Raw genomic sequence first — 20141 nt, 5'->3', positions numbered from 1 at the left:
TGCGGGGTTCGTCAGGAACACATGAATCTCCAGGGCCTATAAGATCTGCCTGGGAGCTGTCCCTGGCCGGGGCCGTGGCCCCGGACATATGGCGCCCACCTTACATTTGTAGGGACCCGGCGAGATCGAACGTTCCAACGGCCACCGCGGCACTTTCCCTGTCTCTCTGCACCGTGATGCTCTCGCCGGACGCGTCGTGCAGACCACCTGCACGAGAGGGCACTTGGCCACGACCTCGACAAGCGAAGCAAAGAAACACATGCGCCGCCAGGCGAAGGCGGCGCGCGAGGGCGCGTTCGCGCGCCACGGAACGCGCGCTTCCGAGGACATCGCCCGCCACGGCATCGCCTTTGCCGGACGGCCGCCGCCCGCCGTCGTCTCGGGCTTCCTCGCCATCGGCGAGGAGATCGATCCCACGCCCTTGATGCAGCGCCTGCTCGGCGAGGGCTACCGCCTCTGCCTGCCCGTCATGGAAGGCAAGGGCAAGCCGCTCGTCTTCCGCGCCTGGGCGCCGGGCGAGCCGCTGGCCGAGACCATGTGGGGCATCCGCGAGCCGCCCCCCGCAGCTCCTGCGGTGGATCCCGACGTCGTACTCGGCCCCCTGCTCGCGTTCGACGCCATGGGCTACCGCCTCGGCTACGGCGGCGGCTTCTACGACCGCACGCTGGCGCGGCTGCGCGCGCTGAAGCCGATCGTCTCCATCGGCCTCGCCTTCGAGGAACAGCGGGTCGACGCTGTACCGCACGTCGACTATGACGAACGCCTCGACTGGATCCTCACGCCTTCGGGCCCTCTCAAGTGTGGCTGACGAAAACAAGCATGATTGCCCGCTCGCTCGAACACGTTGGCTCGCGATTGAATCGCCCCGTCCTGACGTCATGGCCGTGCCTGACCCGGCCATCGAGGGGCGTGTTTCTCGATCGACGGGCAAGCGGCGGTGGATGGCCGCCTCGCCGCGACGAGGACGCGAGCCACGGCTTCCAATCCACACGTAGCCAGACTCCGGCCTCCGCCGGAATGACGTTGAGAATGGGCGCGCCGCTCGCACAATCCCTGCCATCATCCCGGCGGAGGCCGGGATCCAGACACGCATCAACGCATGACCGGTCGGCCCCCGCACAGCGAGGGACGACCTGATGCGCCTGCTATTCCTCGGCGACATCGTCGGCCGCACGGGCCGCAAGGCCGCGGTCGAGGCCATCCCGCGCTTGAGAGAGCGCTATAAGCTCGACTTCCTCGTCATCAACGCCGAGAACGCGGCCGGCGGCTTCGGCATCACCGAGGCCATCCACCTCGAGCTGATCGACGCCGGCGCCGACGCCGTGACCCTCGGCAACCACGCCTTCGACCAGAAGGAGACGCTGGTCTTCATCGAGCGCCAGGAGCGCCTCATCCGTCCGCTCAACTTTCCGCCCGGAACGCCGGGCCGCGGCGCCGCTCTGCTCAAGGCGGCGAACGGCGCCGACGTGCTCGTCATCAACGCCATGGGCCGCGTGTTCATGACCGAGATCGACTGCCCCTTCCGCGCCATCGACCGCGAGCTGACGGCCTGCGCGCTCAAGTCCGGCGCCGACGTCATCCTGATCGACTTCCACGCCGAGGCGACGAGCGAGAAGCAGGCCCTCGCCCACTTCCTCGACGGCCGCGCCAGTGTCGTTGTCGGCACGCACACCCACACGCCGACATCGGACGAGCGCATCCTCTCCGGCGGCACTGCCTACATGTCGGACGCCGGCATGTGCGGCGACTACAATTCCGTGCTCGGCATGGATCCGGGCGAGCCCATCAACCGCTTCCTGACGCGGCTCCCGCGCGAGCGCTTCGAGCCCGCACTCGGCCCGGCGACCGTCTCCGGCCTCGCCGTCGAGATCGACGACAAGACGGGGCTGGCGACGCGCGTAAAAAGTTTGCGGCTCGGTGGCGTTTTGGAGCCGACCGAGCCGCTCTTTTGGGTCGAGTGAGAGAAGGTATGGCAACCGCGTGAGGAAGGGTCTGGCCACCCTCAGCGCAATGGTGAGCCCTGCTCACCCTGGTCCGCGATTGGGCAGTAGCGGCATGGATCTGAGTTTAGTTGATTCTGCCCACATCCGCGAGGCCCTGCCTCGAGCAGGGCGGCGGGCCCGAGTGCCAAAAAAGCAGGCCTTTTGGTACCGGCAGGGGGGTTGACCGGCGCGAGGCGGCCCCGCATTAAATCGGACCCGAAGCGCCCGTCGGGCGCGCCGTTCCTACCCCTGGACATCTCGGAACCCACATGGCCGGCCACTCAGCGTTCAAGAACATCATGCACAAGAAGGGGCGCAAGGATGCGGCCCGCGCCAAGATGTTCGCCAAATTCGCACGCGAGATCACGGTGGCCGCCAAATCCGGCATGCCCGACCCGGCCATGAACCCGCGCCTGCGCCTTGCTATTGCAACCGCCCGCGCCGAGAACATGCCGAAGGACAACATCGAGCGTGCCATCAAGAAGGCTTTGGGAGGCGATAGCGAGGCTTACGAGACCATCCGCTACGAGGGCTATGCGCCAGGCGGCGTCGCCGTCATCGCGGAAGCCCTGACCGACAACCGCAACCGCACCGGCGGCGCTGTCCGCGCCGCGTTCACCAAGTACGGCGGCAACCTGGCCGCCACGGGCGCCGTCGCCCATATGTTCGAGCACGTGGGCGAGATCCGCTTCAAACCGGAGACCGGCTCGCCCGATACCATCCTCGAGGCCGCCATCGAGGCCGGCGCCGACGATACCGCATCCGACGACACGGGCCATCTCGTAACCTGCGCCTTCGACAGCCTCGGCACCGTCGCCGGAGCGCTCGAGGAGAAGCTTGGTGAACCGGAGAGCGTCAAGGCCGTTTGGAAACCAAACCTCACCACGGAGGTGGACGAGGAGAACGCCGAGAGCATCATGAAGCTCATTGCCGCTCTCGAGGACGATGACGACGTTCAGAACGTTTTTGCCAACTTCGAGGTTTCAGAGGACGTGCTGAAGAAGCTCACCGCCGCCTGATCGCCCTTCCGCGACCGGCACGGCGGCAACCTGCAATCGATTTGCACAACGGGATTAAAAGGCCATGACCGAAAAGCTCGAAGACATTGCCATCGCCATGGTGGCGCCCGGCAAAGGCATCCTGGCCGCGGACGAAAGCTCCGGCACCATCAAGAAGCGGTTCGACAGCATCGGCGTCACCTCGACCGAGGACACGCGCCGCGACTATCGCGAGATGCTGTTCCGCGCCAGCGACGCCATGAAGAACTACGTCTCCGGCGTCATCCTCTACGACGAGACCATCCGCCAGAAGGCCAAGGACGGCACCACGCTGGTCGACGTCATGAAGGCCGCGGGGTCCATCCCCGGCATCAAGGTCGACACCGGCGCCAAACCGCTCGCAGGTCCCACCTCCGAGATCGAGACCATCACCGAGGGCCTCGACGGCCTGCGCGAGCGCCTCGCCGAGTATTACGACCTCGGCGCCCGCTTCGCGAAGTGGCGCGCCGTCATCACCATCGCCGACGGGCTTCCCACCTGGGGCTGCATCAAGGCCAACGCGCATGCGCTGGCGCGTTACGCCGCGCTCTGCCAGGAGGCGAACATCGTGCCCATCGTCGAGCCCGAGGTACTGATGGACGGCCCCTATTCGGGTCACGACATCGACGAATGCTACCGCGTGACCGAATGAACGCTGCGCACCGTCTTCCGCGAGCTCTATGACGCGCGCGTATCGCTCGAGGGCATGGTGCTGAAGCCGAACATGATCATCGCCGGCCAGAAGAGCGCCAAGGTCTCGACGCCCGACGAGGTGGCCGAGAAGACCGTCCGCGTCCTCAAGGCGACGGTGCCCTCCGCGGTGCCCGGCATCGCGTTCCTCTCCGGCGGCCAGTCCGACGAGCTGGCGACCAAGCACCTCTCGCTGATGAACGCCGCCGGCGACCTTCCCTGGGCGCTGACGTTCTCCTACGGCCGCGCGTTGCAGGCGGCGGCGCTCAAGGCCTGGGGCGGCAAGCCGGAGAACGTGGCCGCCGGCCAGCGCGCCTTCACGCACCGCGCGCGCATGAACAGCCTGGCCGCGCTCGGCCAGTGGGACGCCAAGCTCGAGAAAGCCGCCTAGCACCGCGCCTCTCGGCTTTCGCCGGCGACAGCCCCATGACGCGTCCGGACTCCGGCCTTCGCCGGAGCGACGCTGATTTGCGGATACCGCAATCCATCCGCCAACGTCATCCCGACGTCATGGCGGAGCCATGCGTGCATGGACGGCCGGAATCCAGACACGCTGGTTGGAATGCTCCGGCCCCCTCGCCCGGAAGCGATCTGCAATCGCTTCCGGCTTCCACGCCCGCGTTGCGGACCACAACCGCGGCCTCACGACGACGCCTATACTTGCATATTTCAATAATAATTGTATCATTGCAGAATGAAAGAAGATCAGGCCGTAACCGCCCTCGCCGCCCTGGCGCACCCACAGCGTCTTCGCATCTTCCGCCTGCTGGTCACGAAAGGCCCCAGCGGCCTTCCGGCCTCAGACATTGCCGAAGCCGTCGAAGCGAGCCCGACAGGTGCCTCGTTCCATCTGAAGGAGCTGGATCGCGCCGGCCTCATCTGCGGCACGCGTGACGGCCGATATGTCCGCTATGCCGTAAGCGTCGAGGGCATGCGCAAACTCCTGACCTACCTGACGGAGGACTGTTGCCAGGGGCACCCGGAGCTGTGCGGCGGCACCGTCCGACGTGTCCGCTCGCTGTGTAAGAGCAAGGGAGCTTGAAGATGTCCGACAAACCGCTCAACGTCCTCTTCCTGTGCACTCACAATTCCGCACGCTCGGTGATTGCCGAGTGCATCATGAGCCGTCTCGGCGCAGGCCGTTTCAATGCCTATAGCGCCGGGAGCCAGCCGAGCGGGCGCGTGCACCCCTACGCGATGGATCTCCTGCGGCAGCTCAACTACGACACGACGAAATTGCGCTCGAAGTCGTGGGAGGAGTTCACGTCTCCCGAGGCGCCGGACCTGGATTTCGTGTTCACAGTCTGCGACAACGCCGCCAACGAGGTATGTCCGGTATGGCCGGGCCAGCCGATCAGTGCCCATTGGGGTTTGCCCGACCCGTCCGCTGCGCAAGGAACGGAGAGCGAGCAGCGCTTCGCTTTCGCCGACACGCACCGCATGCTGTATCAGCGCATCAGCATCTTCACGTCTCTGCCGCTGGCCTCGCTCGACAAGCTGTCGTTGCAGAAACGGCTCGATGACATCGGCCGCACCGAAGCCCCATCGCCGGAGCGGGCGAAGTGAGCGCAGCAACCGCGCCGCAGAAGCTTGCGGCGGAGGGGCTTGGCACGGCGTTCCTGCTCGCCGCCATAGTCGGCTCCGGCATCATGGCGGAGCGGCTGGCCGGCGAGAACATGGCCCTTGCGTTGCTGGCAAACACGCTGCCGACGAGCGCCATGCTGGTGGTCCTGATCACCATGCTGACGCCGATCTCCGGCGCGCATCTCAATCCGGCGGTGTCGCTGGTGTTCTTCCTGCGCCGGGACATAGGCAGCCGAGACGCTATGGCCTACGTGGCCGCCCAAGTGGTCGGCGCTCTCTTCGGCGTTCTGATCGCGCACGGCATGTTCGAGCAGCCGTTGATGCAGGTGTCGGCCAAACCGCGGAGCGGATTTGCGCAAGCGTTTTCCGAATGCGTGGCAACGTTCGGCCTGGTTACGACCATCCTGCTCACGCTGCGGGCGAAGCCACAGGCCGTTGCCATGAGCGTCGGGCTCTATATCACGGCGGCCTACTGGTTCACCGCCTCGACCTCGTTTGCAAACCCGGCGGTGACGATCGCGCGCACGATGACCGATACCTTCACCGGCATCCGTCCCGACGCCGCCGCTGGCTTCGTCGCCGCGCAACTGGCGGGCGCGATAGGCGCGTTGGTCGTGGCGCAGGCTCTGACGCCACGGTCGATGACGACGCACAAACCCGAGAACGCGCATGCCGAATAGGCGCCATCCATGTCTGGATATTCTCGTCGTGAGGTTTGCGCCGAAGTCGACACGCTTAAATTTTCAGGAATTTTCGTACTGCGACGGAACAACGTTGCGCTGAAAGGCGTTTGTACCTCAGGCCCGCGCTCGATGCTGCGCGTCGAGCCGCCGGATTGTGAGTTCAGGCGGGATGGGGGGCCCCAGTCTTAAAGTCTTCGGCCTCACGGGACGAAGGCTGAGCAGCAAGGCGCAGCGAGCCCCCCTCGTTGCGCCTTGACTGCGTTGGATCTGTTGTAGCGGCCCAAGGCCTGCGCAAAATCCTTAGTTCAGCCAGAAGCCGGAGATCGCGTCGGCCAGCGTATCGGGCGCCGACTTGGTCTTCTTCTTGACCCTGGCCTGCTCCTTCGTGCGCACGGGAGCAGCCTCCTCACCGGCCGCCACCGCCTCGACACCCGGGTCGAACCGGATCGAGCGCCCGGTGAGCGCGGCCGAAAGGCGGCTGTCGTGCCCGTAGAGATCGCCGAAGGTCGAGACGTGCCCGTCCGCGTCCGCCACCGCCGTGAAGTAGGCGTTGTGCACCGGGATCGGATCCTTGAGCTTGACATCGCCGCCGCCGGCGATCGCCTGCTCCACGCCGCGCGCATCGAGGCCATTCCCTTCCGCCAGCATGATGCGGGCAAACTTCATGGGATCCTGCACGCGGATGCAGCCGTGCGACAGCGCCCGGTTCGGCTGCTGGAACAGCGACCGCTCGATCGTATCGTGCATGTAGACGTCATGCCGGTTCGGGAACATGAACTTGACCTGCCCGAGCGGGTTCTTGCCGCCCGGCGGCTGGATGAAGCTGTAGGCGCGCAGGTCCGCCGTGCTCCAATTGACACTGTCGGGATTGATCTCCCGTCCGCCGTAGTAGACCTTGAGCCCGTGCGCCCGGATCGCCGCGCCACCGCCACCGCCACCGAAGAGCTGTGAGAAGAAGTCGCCGCCGCCGGCCGAACGCAGCCGCGGTGCAAGCTCGCGCTGCTTGATGCCATCCGGCATGCCCCACGAGGGATTGAAGACGATGGTCTTCATGGTCTCGGAGAACACGGGAGTGGCCCAGTTCGGCAGCCCGACGATAATGCGCTCGCGGAACAGCACCTCATCGCCCTTGATCACGCGCGTCGTGTACTCGGGGATGTTGTTCCAGACGTAGACGCGGCCGAGGTTCTCGGGCATCCACCGCCAGCGCTCCATGTTGAGCACCAGAAGCTGCGTCCCGCGCTCGGGATCGGGCGCGCGCAGCGCGTCGACCTCGCGGTTGAGGGCCTTGCGTGTCGCCCCCGTGAGCTCACCCGATTCCGCGAGCCCCTTCTCGGCCTGGAACGCCCTGAGCGCCAGCGCGAGCTTCTCGTCGAACAGCGTCTCCTTGGCACCGGCCTCGGCCGGCACCTTCATGCGCTGGCGCAGGAGCGCCACGTTCGGATGCTCGACGCCGCCCTTGAGCATCTCCCGCGTCGCCGGCAGGCTGACCTTGAGCGCCGGATCGATCTCGACCGCGGCCTGCGCCGGACCGCGCGCCTTGAGCAGCGCTTTGTGCAGCAGCTTGAACTGAGAATGCTTCGGATGCTGGTCGCGCAGATAGGCGTCCGGCGCCGAGGCCGCCGCCAGCTCGCCGATCACGATGGCCGGATCCTTGACGGGCGGCGTGAGATCCAGGATGCGCGAGAGCGACGCCAGGTTGAGCCGGCCGCCCTTTGCGTGACGTACGTATTTGAGCAGCTCGAGCGTGAGCCGCGCTTCCGCTTCGGCAAGCGCCTCCGTGGACGGCGTGGACACATTGAACCGCGGCAGCGCGAACGCATCCGCCGAAAGGCCCCAGTCGTCGGCCTTGTTCACTTCCTCGATGGCGCTCTTGGCCTTGGCCGTGAAGCCCGACTTCTCGACCCAGAGCGGCGGCTCGGTGCGCATGCCATAGAACGCCGTGGCGGCAGCCACGTCGTCCTTGTGCGCACTCGACGTGTTGGCGGCGGTGCCGAGCCATGTGCGCACGGCCACGACCACCGGATCGGAAGGAGGCGGAGGCGGCGTGGTTACCGCAGGCGTGGCTGCGGCTGCCGGGTCGGTTGACGGCGGCGTTGCCGTCGCGGCATCGGGCGCAGCCGCTGCAGGCGCGGCCGGCGTCCCCGCAGGCGTGGCGGCAGCCTTCGGATCGGTTGACGGCGGCGTTGCCGGAGTGGTCGCCGCGGGCGTAGCCGGTGTGGCAGGCGCCGCCGCGGCGGGAGCCGTGCCGGCCGGCGCAGCCGGCGTTGCGGCGTTGGCGACCGCGTCGGCGTGCGCCGAGCCCGACGTGCCGGACTCCTTCGGGATGGCGCCGGTTTCCTTGACGGCCGGCGGCGTGCCAGCCGCTGCAGGTGTCGATTGTGCTCCGACGCTCGAAGCAGTAGCGGCGAGCGCAACAGTCGCAGCCGTGGCGACAACAACGCGCGTGAAGGCGGTCGTGAGCATCAATCTGGCTCCGTCAGCGGGACGCGGCACCCTTGGATCTTGGACCCCCACTCGGGACAACGCTCCACAAGTGCGGGCACAGCATGGCAATTTCATGCTCTCGGACATCGGCGGCGGACCTGCCCCGCGCCCGGGCGACCCCGGACGCAGTGCACAATGCCGAGGGCCGCCCTCGGGCGGACCCCGGTCTACGCGGCAGTATCCAGATTCGCCTGCCGGGACGATAGCCGGAAGGCCACGTATACGATAGGGCGGGCGGCCACCAACAGCCTGTTCTTCCAAGGGCAATTGAGCCACACCGGGACCCGAGTCTCTTTTCCGCCCGAATTGGGACAGATACGCTCGCCACATGCACACAAGATCGGGGAGCCGAGACGTGAGCCAGGCACTATCGGATCCGGGCCTTTGCTTGATCGCCGCGGCGGAGAGCGGCGCGGGCTGGCTCGCCCGCGTCGGCGCCGCGCTCGACGCGACGCAGGCTCGCACGCTGATCCTGACCGCGCCCGAGCACGGCGCAATCGATCCCGCTGTCGCCCGCCCGCTCGTCGCCCTAGCGCAGGAGAAGGGCATCGCCACCCTCATCGCCGACGACGTCCCGGCCGCCCGCGCCGCCGGCGCTGACGGCGTGCACCTCTCCTGGCGCCCCGAGATCGAGGACGCCTACGAGGCGGCCCGCACCGCGCTCGGCCCCAAGGCCATTCTCGGCGCCGACGCGGGCGCGTCCCGCCATGACGCCATGACGCTCGGGGAGGCCGGCGCGGACTACGTGGCGTTCGGCCGGATGTCCGACGCCTACGGACCCGACGAGGCACGCGACACACAGCGCGAGCTGGTCGCTTGGTGGGCCGACGTCTTCGTGGTGCCCATCGTCGCCTTCGATGCCGAGACGGCCGATGACGTCCGCGACCTCGTCCGCGACGGCGCCGACTTCGTCGCCGCGCGCCTCTCCGTCGTGACGCCCGCCGAGGGCAACGCCGCCTGGGCATCCGCCCTCGTCGCCGCGCTGAGCGCGCCCGCGGATGCAGCCTGATGGAGTGCGCCCTGTGAAAACGATCAACCTCGTCATCCTGGGCTGCGCGGGTATCGCCCTCGGCGCCCTCGGTGCGCTGGTGGCGACCGGCATGCTCTCCCCGTACCTCCCACAGCTCACGGAGACCGCCGCACCGGAGCTGAAGAGCAAGCCGGACGCGCTTCCCGACGATGACGACGCCGCCTACGCCGCCTTCGACCAGGGCAAGTACCTGACCGCCCTTTCGCTGGCGGAGGAGGCCGCCCGCCGCGACGACCCGCAGGCGCACACGCTGATCGGCCGCATCTACGCCGACGGCCTCGGCGTACCCAAGGACGACGGCGCCGCCGCGCGCTGGTACGCCCGCGCCGCCGAGCTTGGAGACATCCCCGGCACGCTGGCGCTCGGCACCATGCTCGCCGAGGGCCGAGGCGTGACCAAGGACATGGACCTCGCCGCCGAGATGTTCGAGAAGGCCGCACGCACCGGCGACCCGCTCGCCAACTACAATCTGGGGCTCATGTTCCTGCGCGGCACCGGCAAGCCCGAGAACCCCTACCGCGCCGCGGAGCACATCCGCTACGCCGCCGAGAAGGGCGTAGCCGCCGCCCAGTACGACCTCGCCGCCCTCTACCTCGAAGGCAACGGCGTCCCCAACGACGCGCTCGAGGCCGCACGCTGGAGCGCCAAGGCCGCTGAGCAGGGCCTGCCCGCCGCCGAGTACGACTATGCCGTGATGCTGCTGCAGGGCCGCGGCCTCAAGGCGGACGAGTCGAAGGCCATCGAGTATCTGCAGTCCGCGGCTGAGAAGGGCGTAGCCGGTGCGCAGAACCGCCTCGGCCACCTCTATGCCGAGGGCATCGGCGTTGGCTCCGATCCGGTGGAGGCCGCCAAGTGGCGTCTCGTCGCCAAGGCCGCCGGCGTCGTCGACGACAAGCTCGACCTCTACGTGGCCGCCCTTCCCGACGCCGACCGCGCCAAGGCCGAAGCCGCCGCCACCGCATGGCGCGAGAAGAAGCAAGTCATGGCCATGCCGTGACCGCCGCCGCCCGCCAAAACCCGAAAAAGGTTGACGTCCCGCCGCGAAACCGTCAGAGCCTCCCAACCTGATCGAACCCATGGCCGCGGCTCCGCGGCCCTTTCACTGCACGGCCGCCCCATGCCCGCCTCCGCCCTGATGAACGTGATGATCGCCGCCGCGCGCAAAGCGGGCCGCTCGCTCGCGCGCGACTTCGGCGAGGTCGAGCAGCTGCAGGTCTCCGTCAAGGGGCCGGCCAACTTCGTCTCCGCCGCCGACCACAAGGCCGAGGACATCATTTTCAAGGAGCTGTCGAAGGCACGCCCCGGCTACGGCTTCCTGATGGAGGAGCGCGGCGAGGTCGCGGGAGTCGACAAGACCCATCGCTGGATCGTCGACCCGCTCGACGGCACCACCAACTTCCTGCACGGCATCCCGCATTTTGCGATCTCGATCGGCCTCGAGCGCGACGGCGCACTGGTGGCCGGCGTCGTCTACAATCCCGCGACCGACGAGCTGTTCACCGCCGAGAAGGGCAAGGGCGCCTTCCTGAACGACAAGCGCCGCCTGCGCGTCGCCGCACGGAAGACGCTGGCCGACGCCGTGGTCGTGACCGGCATCCCGCACCGCGGCCGTCCCGGCCACCCGCGCTTCATGCAGGAGATGAGCACGGTGATGATGGAGGTTGCAGGCCTGCGCCGCTCGGGCTCGGCCGCCCTCGACCTCGCCTACGTCGCCGCCGGCCGCTACGACGGCTACTGGGAGCGCGGCCTGAAGCCCTGGGACCTCGCGGCCGGCATCGTCCTCGTGCGCGAAGCTGGCGGCCACGTCACCGACGTGCATGGCGGCGACAAGGCCCTCGCGACCGGCGACGTCCTCGCCGGCAACAGCGCCATCACCAAGGCCCTGCTTCCCCTCCTCACGCATTAGGCGGCGGAGACGGACACCACCGTCCGCCGAGACCGGCGAAGAGCCAGAAACGGCTATCGCCCACGATCGCCTCCACACGACGCAAGCGCAATCCGTCTCGTCGTCAACCGGCGACATTGACGAACAACGCGGCCCTGTCACACTGCCGAGCTCGGCCTGTTGCCTCGAACGGAGCCTTCTGTTGACCAGATCTTCAGCGACCGAACTTTCTTTGACCATCGGTCAGTGTTCGGAGGCCGGAGCCAAACCCATCAATCAAGACTTCCACGGAGCGCTTGTCCCGGAGGGGGCCGAGCGCGCCTTGAAGGGCATCGCCGTCGCATTGGCAGATGGCATCTCATCGAGCAAAGTTAGCCGGATCGCGGCGGAGATCGCTGTCAACAGCTTCCTGACGGACTATTACTGCACCTCTGACACCTGGACGGCAAAGACGGCCGGCGAACGCGTGATCCGCGCCGCGAATGCCTGGCTCCACGCGGAAAGTCAGCGCAACTGGCTCTATGAGAACCAGGGCTATATCTGCACCCTGAGCGCGATCGTCTTCAAAGGCAGAGCTGCGCACATCTTTCATATTGGGGACAGCCGCATCTTTCAGCTCGCCGCAGGCAACCTCGAGCAGCTGACGAGGGATCACCGCCTGACGATCTCGAAGACCGAGAGCTATCTCAATCGCGCTATGGGCGTCGACCCCAATGTCGAGATCGACTATCTCGCCGTCAACCTGAAGTCCGGCGATGTCCTTGTCTTGAGCACCGATGGCGTCCACGAGTTTGTCGGTCCCCGCGAGATGGCAACGCTCGTCACCTCGGCTGACGACCTCGATACGGCCGCCCGCGAAATCGTCGCCCGCGCCCTCGCGAACGGCAGCGACGACAATCTGACGGTCCAAATCGTTCGCGTCGAGAGCCTTCCGGACGAGACCGCGCAAGATGTTCTCGAAGGTGTGGAGCTGGCGCTCGCAGCCGAGGTGCCGCGCATACCCTACGATCTCGACGGCTTTCGCATCGTGCGGGAGATCCATGCCACGAGCCGCAGCAACGTCTACGTCGCGATCGATAGCGACACCGGCGAGTGCGTCGCTCTCAAGGTGCTGGCTTCCGACCTCCGCGACAACCCGGGTGCTCGCCGCCGGTTTGCCATGGAGGAATGGGTTGCACGCCGTCTCGATTCACCGCACGTCGTCAGAGCGGTGAAGACGCAACGCCAGCGCACCAGCCTCTACACGGTCTCCGAGCTGATCGATGGGCAGACCCTGCGCCAATGGATGCGCGATAATCCGAACCCCAGTTTTGAATCCGTGCGTAACATCGTCGAGCAAATCGCCAAGGGGCTACGCGCGTTCCACCGAAAGGAAATGCTGCATCAGGACATCCGCCCCGACAACATCATGATCAACACCGCCGGCACCGTGAAGATCATAGATCTCGGCTCGGTGCGTGTTGCAGGGGTCCGCGAGGCCATGCCCGAGACCGACACGGGCGACATCCTCGGAACTCATCAATATGCCGCTCCCGAATACTTTCTGGGCTTTTCAGGCACCGAAAAGTCCGATCTCTTTTCCCTTGGTCTCGTCGCATACGAGTTGCTCACGGGCAGCCTTCCCTACGTCAACGGCGTGGCCGACGCGACGACCCCGAAGGCGCAGGCATCGCTTTTCTATATTCCAGCCACCGAGCTTTCGCCGCACATACCCGAATGGATGGATTGGGCGATCCGCAAGGCCGTTAAAATAGATCCGGCGGAGCGCCATGAGACCATCGAGGAGTTTGTTGCCGATCTTCGCCGGCCGAGCGGATCATTCAAGCCCCGATCGGTCACACCGCTCATGGAACGCAATCCACTGCTGTTCTGGCAAGCGCTGTCCGCCGTGTTGCTTCTGATTATCCTTTGGCTGCTCGCCACGAGATAGGAGCAACGCCAGCGGCTATCTCTTCCGCAGATTGCGGCTGTTGGGAATAGCGCGCCGAAGCGAGCCCTTACCGCGCCTTCTTACTCCCCCGCGCAGCGAACCGCACCGCCTCCTCGGCCGCGCGCACGACGGCCTTGGCCTTGTTGATGCACTCCTGCTGCTCTTTCTCCGGCACGCTGTCGAACACGATGCCGGCGCCCGCCTGCACGTGGAGCGTCCCGTCCTTCACCAGCGCGGTGCGCAGCACGATGCAGGTGTCCATCTCGCCGTCGGCCGTGAAATAGCCGACACAGCCGGCATAGGGACCGCGCTTCGCCTTCTCCAATTCGTCGATGATCTCCATCGCGCGCACTTTCGGCGCGCCCGAGACCGTGCCAGCCGGAAAGCCCGCCATCAGCGCATCGATCGCATCGCGCTTGCCCGCGAGCCGCCCGATCACGTTCGAGACGATGTGCATGACGTGGCTGTAGCGCTCGATGACGAACTTCGCCGTCACCTCGACCGAGCCCACCTCGGCGACGCGCCCCACGTCGTTACGCCCGAGGTCGAGCAGCATCAGATGCTCGCTGCGCTCCTTGGGGTCGCGGATCAGCGCATCCGCCAGCGCCTTGTCCTCGGCCTCCGTCGCGCCCCGCGGTGCCGTGCCCGCGATCGGCCGGATGGTCACCTCGCCGTCGCGCAGCCTGACCAGGATCTCGGGACTCGAGCCCACGAGCGCGAAATCCCCAAGGTCGAGATGGAACAGGAACGGCGACGGGTTGGTGCGCCGGAGCGCCCGGTAGAGCGCGAACGGCGACAGCGCGAACGGCGCCGAGAAGCGCTGCGACAGCACCACCTGGAAGATGTCGCCGGCGCGGATGTACTCCTTCGCCCGCTCGACCATACTCATGTACTCGCGCGCCGTCGTGTTCGAGCGCGGCTCCGGCTGCGCCAGCGTCTTGGGCGCCAGCGCCGCCCCGTGCGGCAGCGGCGCGTCGAGCGCCGTGACGGCGTCCTTGAGCCGCTTCAGCGCCGCCTTGTAGGCGCGCTCGGCATCGATCTTCTTGTCGGGACGCACCGGCGTCACGATGCTGAGCTCGTCCTTCACGGAATCGAAGATGACGATCACGGTCGGCCGCGCCAGCACCGCGTCCGGCACGCCGAGCTCGTCCTCCTTGACCTCGGGCAGCGTCTCGATGAGCCGCACCGTGTCGTAGCCCATATAGCCGAACACGCCGGCCGCCATGGGCGGCAGCTCCGACGGCAGCTCGAGCCGCGATTCCGCGAGCAGCGCCCGCAGCGAGGCGAGCGTGGGCTGGGCCTCGGCACGGAAGGCATGCGGGTTGCGGTGCGGCGCACGGTTGATCTCGGCGGTCTCGCCGTGGGCGCGCCACACGACATCCGGCGCCAGCCCGATCACCGAGTAGCGCCCGCGCGCAGCCCCGCCCTCGACGGACTCGAGCAGGAACGAGTAGGGCTTGCCGAGCGCCAGCTTGAGATAGACCGAGACCGGCGTCTCGAGATCGGCGACGAGCCGGGTCCACACCACCTGCGGCGCGCCCGCCCGATAGCGTTTCACGAAGGCATCGTGCGCCGGCAGCGCCTCGAGGCCACGGGCCCGTTGGGCGAGCGTGCTCAAGAGACAGGCCTCCCTACTGGTCGCTCTCCGTGGAAGCCCCCGTCGCGCGGGCGAGCTCCGTCTCGTTGACATGAATGCTGAGCCCGGCCTTGAGCGCCGAGATGTAGGCCAGCAGGTTGTCGTTGGCGAGCTGATCCTTGAGCTCCTTGGAGATCTTGTCGGCCTGCTCCTTGGTCGGCGAAGCGGCGGGAAAGATGTCCTTCACCTGGAACACCACGCGGCTCGCGCGGTCGCTTGTCTGGGCGTAGCCCGCGCCACCCTTCTGCAGCGTGAACGCTTGCCGCACGGCATCGGTGGTGAGCCCCGGCGGCGAGGTGTTGCGCTTGATCTGCTCAGAGACCTCAGCCGTGCCGCCGGCCTCCTCGGCAATCTTGGCGAAGGCTTCGCCGCGCTTGAGCCGGTCCACCAGCTTCTGCGCCATCTCGTCGAGCAGCTTTCCCGTCTCCTTCTCGGTGTAGAGCGCCTTGACGTCGTCCTTTACCTCGTCGAACGGCTTCTGCTTGGGCTCCGCAATCGACATCACGTCGAACCAGACGTAGGCCGAGCCGGGCAGCTCCACGGCGTCGGGCTGCGCGCCCTCCCCGGTCGCGAAAATCCCCTGCAGCGCAATGCTCGCATCCGGGATGTCGATGGCGGTCTTGCCGTCAGGCGTCTTGTTGTCGTTGTCCACCGCCTCCACGTCGATGAACTTGAGCTTCAGCTCCTCGCCGATCTCCTTGAGGGTCTTGCCGGCGTTGCGGCCTTCCTCGACCAGGTCGTAGCGCTCCTGGATGAGCCCTTCGGCGCGCTCGCCCGCGAGCTTGTCGCGCACCTTGTCCTTCACCTCCTCGAACGTGCTCTCCTTGCCCTCGTCGATCTCGATCGCGCGCACGAGCACGGTGGCGAAGCGCCCCTCGATCGGCTCCGAGAGCTTGTCGCGCTCGAGCGCGAACGCCGCGTCGGCGATCTTGGGATCGATGAGCTGCGACTTGGACAGCATGCCGAGGTTGACGTCGCTTTCGGTCGCCCCATGCTCCTTGGCCACGTCGAGGAAGTTCTTCTTGCCCTCGGCGAGCTCCTTGCGCGCCGCCTCCGCAGCCGCCTTGTCCTTGAAGGCGATTTGCTGGATGCGACGCCGCTCGGGCTTGTCGTAGGTCGCCTTGTGGTCGGCGTAGTAGGTCTTGAGCTCGTCGTCGGTGAGCGTGATCTCGGACTTCAGCGCGTCGGTCGAAAGCACCAGCACCGCCGCCTTGCGGTACTCGGGTGTCATGAAGCTCGCCTTGTTTGCCTCGTAGGTCTCGCTGAGCTTCGATTCGTCGGGCGCCGCCGCCGTGACCTTCTTGGCGTCGATCTGCACATGCTCGATGGTGCGGGTCTCCTCGCGGAAGGCGTGCAGCTCCTCCACCGTCGGCTTCGGCACCACGACCGCGGATGAGAGTCCGTCAAAGATCTGCCTGCGCACCTCGTCGTCGCGCCGCACCGCCAGGAAGCCCTGCTCGGTGAGATTGAGCTGCCTCAGGAGGCCGTCGAAGCCGAGCCGCGAGAACTTCCCGTCAGGCCCCGCGAAGTCGGGATCGTTGCGCACGCCTTCGGCCAGCGTCTCGTCCGAGAGCGAGAGCCCGAGCTGGTCGGCATGCGTCTTGACCGCCGCTTGCGCGATGAGTTGATCGAGCGCTTGCCGGTCGAGCCTCAGCATCAGCGCCTGCTCGGTGGTGAGCCGCTGGCCGCCTTCGAGCGTGATGCCGCGAATCTGGTTCTGGAACGCCCGCTGGAAGTCGGTCACGGTGATATCGGCCTCGCCGACCTTGGCCACCGCTCCGCGTCCGAAACCTCGGAACACATCGGAAACGTTCCAGAAGACACCGAAGCTCACGATCAGGAGAGCGAACAGGAGCTTGGCCACCCACCCTTGGGCGCCGCGTCGCATGGCGTCGAGCATCGAGAAAGATCTTCCTGTTAAGTGCGGGCGGCGAGCGCACATGCCTGGGCTCGGCCGCCACCGCTTGCAGAAATAGAGGAACCCGTCCATGACGGGGGGCGTCGGGGTGATATGAACCCCACCCCGCAAGGGAATGCAATACCGTGCTGCGGAGCTGAAAATAAGTTAATCGGGGCGCGCACACGGACCGATCCCATCCGGTCCGGAGGCCCCCGGAAGGCGCAGATTTGACGAAGACGAGGGAAGAGCCGCGCGCATGACCACGACACGCATTCGTCCCCTGGTCGCGGGCAACTGGAAGATGAACGGACTTGCGGCGGCCCTGGCCGAGGCGACGGCCGTCAAGGCGGCCCTTTCGGACAGTGTGGCCCCGGCCGACGTCATGATCTGCCCGCCGGCGACGCTGCTCGCCCAGATGGCGTACGCCACACGCGGCTCGGCGATCCTGCTCGGGGGCCAGGATTGCCACGCGGCGTCCTCCGGCGCCCACACGGGCGATATAGCGGCCGAGATGCTGAAGGACGCGGGCGCCACGGCCGTCATCGTCGGCCACTCGGAGCGCCGCGCCGACCACGGCGAGCTGGACCGCATCGTCCGCGCCAAGGCCGCGGCCGCCCACCGCGCGGGCCTCACCGCCATCGTCTGCATCGGCGAGACCAAGGGCGAGCGCCTGGCGGGCCTGACCCTCGACGTCGTCGCCCGCCAGCTTGCGGCTTCCCTTCCCGACGCCGCGAGCGATGCCGACACGGTCGTTGCCTACGAGCCGGTCTGGGCCATCGGCACCGGCCTGACGCCGAGCCCCGACGACGTCGCCGAGGTGCACGAGGCCATCCGCGGCCATCTCGCCGGGCGCTACGGCGACGCCGGCAGCCGCATCCGCATCCTCTACGGAGGATCGGTGAAGCCCTCCAATGCGAAGGAGCTGCTTGCACTTCCGAACGTGAACGGCGCCCTGGTCGGCGGCGCGAGCCTCAAGGCCGACGATTTCCTCGCCATCATCCGTGCCTCTGCGCCATAGGGCGCTTGAGGAGAATGTACGGGCACGGCGCGTATACGTAGCATCACGGCTTGCAGGGCAGACGGGCAGCGGCCATGAAGGCAGTCCAGAGAGCGGCGGAGCAAGGCTTGAGAATGCGCATCGAACGGGCACTTCTGCAGGCAGCCCTGATCCTCGCGGCACCCTCGACCGTCGCCGCCGCCCCGCTCGAGCCGGAAGCCTGCGCCGCCCTCAAAACCGAGTATCAGGGCCTCCTCGCCGCCGGCGCCAAGTCCGACATGGACCGCGGCCCCGGATGGGCGAAGGCGAACCTCTCCCCCGAGCGGCTGGGAAAGATCGAGCGCCTGATCGCCGTCCAGGAGCAGTTGAGCTTCCGCTGCGGCGAGCTCCTGACCGCGCGCCCCGTCATCAACGAGCCCCCGCCGCCCGAGGTCGCCAGAGCCGGCGTCTCGCAGAGCAACATCCCGCTCCCCAAGCGCAAGGACGCGAGCGCCGCGGCGGCCGCGAAACGGCAGGCCACCAAGGCCCCATAGCCTCCCGCCAATCGGACGCACCCCGCCGCGCGGACTGCGGAATGGTCCTATCTAGCCCTCGGCCCGCGGCTGGTGTAGAAGCCCTGCCAAATCCTACAAGCTTGCGCCCTCCGGCGCTTGGAGCTCTTCGCCCTATGACCACGGTTCTCCTCGTCATTCACCTCATGGTTGCAGCCGCACTGGTGGCGGTCGTCCTCTGGCAGCGCTCCGAGGGCGGCGCGCTCGGCATCGGCGGCGGCGGTGGCGGCGGCTTCCTGACCGGCCGCGGCACGGCGAACCTGCTGACGCGCACCACGGCCGTGCTCGCGGCCTGCTTCTTCGCCACCAGCATCCTCCTGACGCTGGTCTCGAAGCGCTCGGCGACCACCGGCTCCGCCTTCGACGCCCCGGCCTCCTCGATGGTGCCGGCCGATCCGGGCCAGACCACCACGACGCCGGCAGCCCCCGCCGACAAGGCCGCCCCGCGCGGCGGCATCCTGGACAAGCTCCAGTAGGACGCACCGTCCTCCAAGACCTTGAGGATGTGGCCGCGCCGCAACTGGCCACGGGGCCCTGCTATTTGCTAGCGTGGGCCCCGTTCGGGAGCGGAGAGACGGCCATGCCGCGGCTCAGGGTCTTGCAGTGGAAATGTGCTCCGGCACTGGCGGCCGTCTTGGCCCTGGCCGGCTGCTCTGCCGGCATGAGCGGGATTGCGCAAGGCCCCCTCCCCTATCAGCATTCGAACGCCATCGCGCCGGCCGGCTACTCGGAGAGCCAGATCGGTCCCGACCGCTACCGCATCGAGGTCAAGGGCCCGCTGAATACGCCGCGCGAGCGCATGGAGAAGATCGCCGCCACCCGCGCCGCCGAGATCGGCAAGGAGGGCCAGCTCGGCTTTTTCAAGATCGACAACGTCCAGCACGGAACGCACTGCGAGACGTTCAAACCCGGGCCCAGGGCGCCCGGCTCCTCCTCCGCCAAGACGCTCGGCTATGCGATGACGACGGCGGACGTCTCCTACGCCAAGAACCCGCCCGACGCGAGCTACCAGAACGCGCGCACGAGCTTCGATCAGTACCGCGCCGAGCTGGACCAGGACCAGTCCGCCCCCGCGCCCGTCGATCCCACAGCCGCAGCGCAGTGCGGCTAGCGCTCTTTCTCTTGAAGCGGTGCAGCCTCCTCACCCATCGAGGGGAAACGCGCTCTTGCGCGGGTGACGGGGCACTGCCCGTGTTTCCGGCGGCGACAGGCCACCGGTCCCGACGCCTTGCAGCGGCACATCGCGCGCCGCCGTGGATGAGGCAAGAAAACCTCTTCGAATCACACCGCTAGGGCTGTATTGTTAAAGCCCATGCAACGGTACATCTTCATTACCGGTGGCGTGGTCTCCTCCCTTGGAAAAGGCCTTGCTTCCGCCGCCCTCGGCGCGCTCCTGCAAGCACGCGGGTACTCCGTCCGTCTCCGCAAGCTCGACCCCTACTTGAACGTCGACCCCGGAACGATGAGCCCCTACCAGCACGGCGAGGTGTTCGTCACCGACGACGGCGCCGAGACGGACCTCGACCTCGGCCACTACGAGCGCTTCACCGGCGTTCCGGCCAAGAAGTCGGACAACATCACCACGGGCCGCATCTACCAGGACATCCTCGCGCGCGAGCGGCGCGGCGACTACCTGGGCGGCACCGTGCAGGTGATCCCGCACGTGACCGACGCCATCAAGCAGTTCGTCACCACGGGATACGAGGACGTCGACTTCGTGCTGGTCGAGATCGGCGGCACGGTGGGCGA

Annotated in this window: 17 protein-coding genes, 1 other RNA gene and 2 pseudogenes; 17 read left to right on the top strand and 3 right to left on the bottom strand. The window is 67.3% G+C overall.

The features are described 5' to 3' along the window. From ssrS to IT540_RS06055, 8 genes and pseudogenes are all read left to right on the top strand, one after another. Positions 1-157, top strand: a non-coding RNA gene (ssrS, locus tag IT540_RS06090) — 6S RNA; the annotation flags it as partial. Positions 158-259: 102 nt separating this feature from the next. Beyond that, positions 260-808 (top strand): 5-formyltetrahydrofolate cyclo-ligase, encoded by a 549-nt coding sequence (locus tag IT540_RS06085; RefSeq protein WP_291174500.1) that lies wholly within the window; start codon positions 260-262, stop codon positions 806-808. A 328-nt stretch (positions 809-1136) separates the two neighbouring features. Beyond that, positions 1137-1961: a TIGR00282 family metallophosphoesterase gene (locus IT540_RS06080; protein WP_291174498.1), complete on the top strand. Its 825-nt coding sequence runs from the start codon at positions 1137-1139 to the stop codon at positions 1959-1961. A gap of 290 nt (positions 1962-2251) precedes the next feature. Beyond that, positions 2252-3001: a YebC/PmpR family DNA-binding transcriptional regulator gene (locus IT540_RS06075; RefSeq protein WP_291174497.1), complete on the top strand. Its 750-nt coding sequence runs from the start codon at positions 2252-2254 to the stop codon at positions 2999-3001. A gap of 64 nt (positions 3002-3065) precedes the next feature. Further along, positions 3066-4100, top strand: a pseudogene (locus tag IT540_RS06070) (class I fructose-bisphosphate aldolase). Positions 4101-4403: 303 nt separating this feature from the next. Continuing rightward, entirely contained in the window at positions 4404-4751 is a 348-nt protein-coding gene (locus tag IT540_RS06065; protein WP_291174494.1) for a metalloregulator ArsR/SmtB family transcription factor, read from the top strand. A 2-nt stretch (positions 4752-4753) separates the two neighbouring features. Then, positions 4754-5275, top strand: coding sequence for an arsenate reductase ArsC (locus IT540_RS06060; protein ID WP_291174492.1), 522 nt, complete (start codon positions 4754-4756; stop codon positions 5273-5275). After that, positions 5272-5973 carry an MIP/aquaporin family protein gene (locus IT540_RS06055; RefSeq protein WP_291174490.1) on the top strand — a complete coding sequence of 234 codons (702 nt, stop codon included), beginning with the start codon at positions 5272-5274 and terminating at the stop codon, positions 5971-5973. The genes IT540_RS06060 and IT540_RS06055 overlap by 4 nt, the downstream gene beginning before the upstream one ends. Positions 5974-6276: 303 nt before the next feature. On the opposite strand, the gene IT540_RS06050 is transcribed toward IT540_RS06055, so the two are convergent. Beyond that, positions 6277-8442, bottom strand: coding sequence for a L,D-transpeptidase family protein (locus IT540_RS06050; RefSeq protein ID WP_291174488.1), 2166 nt, complete (start codon positions 8440-8442; stop codon positions 6277-6279). Between the two features lie 376 nt (positions 8443-8818). On the opposite strand from IT540_RS06050, the gene IT540_RS06045 reads away from it, so the two are divergent. From IT540_RS06045 to IT540_RS06030, 4 genes are all read left to right on the top strand, one after another. After that, positions 8819-9472 (top strand): thiamine phosphate synthase, encoded by a 654-nt coding sequence (locus IT540_RS06045; protein WP_291174486.1) that lies wholly within the window; start codon positions 8819-8821, stop codon positions 9470-9472. 13 nt (positions 9473-9485) lie between these two features. Continuing rightward, on the top strand, positions 9486-10490 hold the full coding sequence (locus IT540_RS06040; protein WP_291174484.1) for a tetratricopeptide repeat protein: 1005 nt from the start codon (positions 9486-9488) through the stop codon (positions 10488-10490). A 120-nt stretch (positions 10491-10610) separates the two neighbouring features. Continuing rightward, positions 10611-11399: an inositol monophosphatase family protein gene (locus tag IT540_RS06035; protein WP_291174483.1), complete on the top strand. Its 789-nt coding sequence runs from the start codon at positions 10611-10613 to the stop codon at positions 11397-11399. A 181-nt stretch (positions 11400-11580) separates the two neighbouring features. After that, the gene (locus IT540_RS06030; protein WP_291174481.1) at positions 11581-13308 is read left to right on the top strand and encodes a bifunctional protein-serine/threonine kinase/phosphatase; all 1728 of its coding nucleotides are present in this window, start codon (positions 11581-11583) and stop codon (positions 13306-13308) included. A gap of 67 nt (positions 13309-13375) precedes the next feature. Here IT540_RS06030 and trpE read toward each other — a convergent pair whose 3' ends face one another. Together trpE and IT540_RS06020 are read right to left on the bottom strand one after the other, a co-directional pair. Beyond that, a complete protein-coding gene (trpE, locus tag IT540_RS06025; RefSeq protein ID WP_291174502.1) occupies positions 13376-14866 on the bottom strand; it encodes an anthranilate synthase component I in 1491 nt (496 codons plus the stop codon). Between the two features lie 73 nt (positions 14867-14939). Continuing rightward, positions 14940-16844 (bottom strand): SurA N-terminal domain-containing protein, encoded by a 1905-nt coding sequence (locus IT540_RS06020; RefSeq protein WP_291174479.1) that lies wholly within the window; start codon positions 16842-16844, stop codon positions 14940-14942. Positions 16845-17100: 256 nt separating this feature from the next. On the opposite strand from IT540_RS06020, the gene tpiA reads away from it, so the two are divergent. The 5 genes and pseudogenes from tpiA to IT540_RS05995 form a co-directional block, all read left to right on the top strand. Further along, complete coding sequence (tpiA, locus tag IT540_RS06015; protein ID WP_291174477.1) at positions 17101-17862, top strand: triose-phosphate isomerase; 762 nt, start codon at positions 17101-17103, stop codon at positions 17860-17862. Between the two features lie 113 nt (positions 17863-17975). Next, complete coding sequence (locus IT540_RS06010; RefSeq protein WP_291174475.1) at positions 17976-18374, top strand: hypothetical protein; 399 nt, start codon at positions 17976-17978, stop codon at positions 18372-18374. Positions 18375-18508: 134 nt separating this feature from the next. Next, positions 18509-18868, top strand: a complete 360-nt coding sequence (gene secG, locus IT540_RS06005; protein ID WP_291174473.1) for a preprotein translocase subunit SecG — start codon at positions 18509-18511, stop codon at positions 18866-18868. Between the two features lie 104 nt (positions 18869-18972). Beyond that, positions 18973-19503, top strand: coding sequence for a hypothetical protein (locus IT540_RS06000; RefSeq protein WP_291174470.1), 531 nt, complete (start codon positions 18973-18975; stop codon positions 19501-19503). A 201-nt stretch (positions 19504-19704) separates the two neighbouring features. Then, positions 19705-20141, top strand: a pseudogene (locus tag IT540_RS05995) (CTP synthetase); the annotation flags it as partial.

Source organism: Hyphomicrobium sp., assembly GCF_020852195.1.
Lineage (GTDB): Bacteria > Pseudomonadota > Alphaproteobacteria > Rhizobiales > Hyphomicrobiaceae > Hyphomicrobium_C.
The sequence above is the reverse complement of the archived record's forward strand: the minus strand, read 5'-3'. Positions and strand labels throughout refer to the sequence as shown.

Coding starts and splice junctions, on each gene's coding strand:
- secG (WP_291174473.1), top strand. CDS start 18,509: ATGACCACGGTTCTCCTCGTCATTCACCTCATGGTTGCAGCCGCACTG.
- IT540_RS06035 (WP_291174483.1), top strand. CDS start 10,611: ATGCCCGCCTCCGCCCTGATGAACGTGATGATCGCCGCCGCGCGCAAA.
- tpiA (WP_291174477.1), top strand. CDS start 17,101: ATGACCACGACACGCATTCGTCCCCTGGTCGCGGGCAACTGGAAGATG.
- IT540_RS06085 (WP_291174500.1), top strand. CDS start 260: ATGCGCCGCCAGGCGAAGGCGGCGCGCGAGGGCGCGTTCGCGCGCCAC.
- IT540_RS06050 (WP_291174488.1), bottom strand. CDS start 8,442: ATGCTCACGACCGCCTTCACGCGCGTTGTTGTCGCCACGGCTGCGACT.
- IT540_RS06065 (WP_291174494.1), top strand. CDS start 4,404: ATGAAAGAAGATCAGGCCGTAACCGCCCTCGCCGCCCTGGCGCACCCA.
- IT540_RS06020 (WP_291174479.1), bottom strand. CDS start 16,844: ATGCTCGACGCCATGCGACGCGGCGCCCAAGGGTGGGTGGCCAAGCTC.
- IT540_RS06075 (WP_291174497.1), top strand. CDS start 2,252: ATGGCCGGCCACTCAGCGTTCAAGAACATCATGCACAAGAAGGGGCGC.
- IT540_RS06060 (WP_291174492.1), top strand. CDS start 4,754: ATGTCCGACAAACCGCTCAACGTCCTCTTCCTGTGCACTCACAATTCC.
- IT540_RS06010 (WP_291174475.1), top strand. CDS start 17,976: ATGCGCATCGAACGGGCACTTCTGCAGGCAGCCCTGATCCTCGCGGCA.
- IT540_RS06000 (WP_291174470.1), top strand. CDS start 18,973: ATGCCGCGGCTCAGGGTCTTGCAGTGGAAATGTGCTCCGGCACTGGCG.
- IT540_RS06080 (WP_291174498.1), top strand. CDS start 1,137: ATGCGCCTGCTATTCCTCGGCGACATCGTCGGCCGCACGGGCCGCAAG.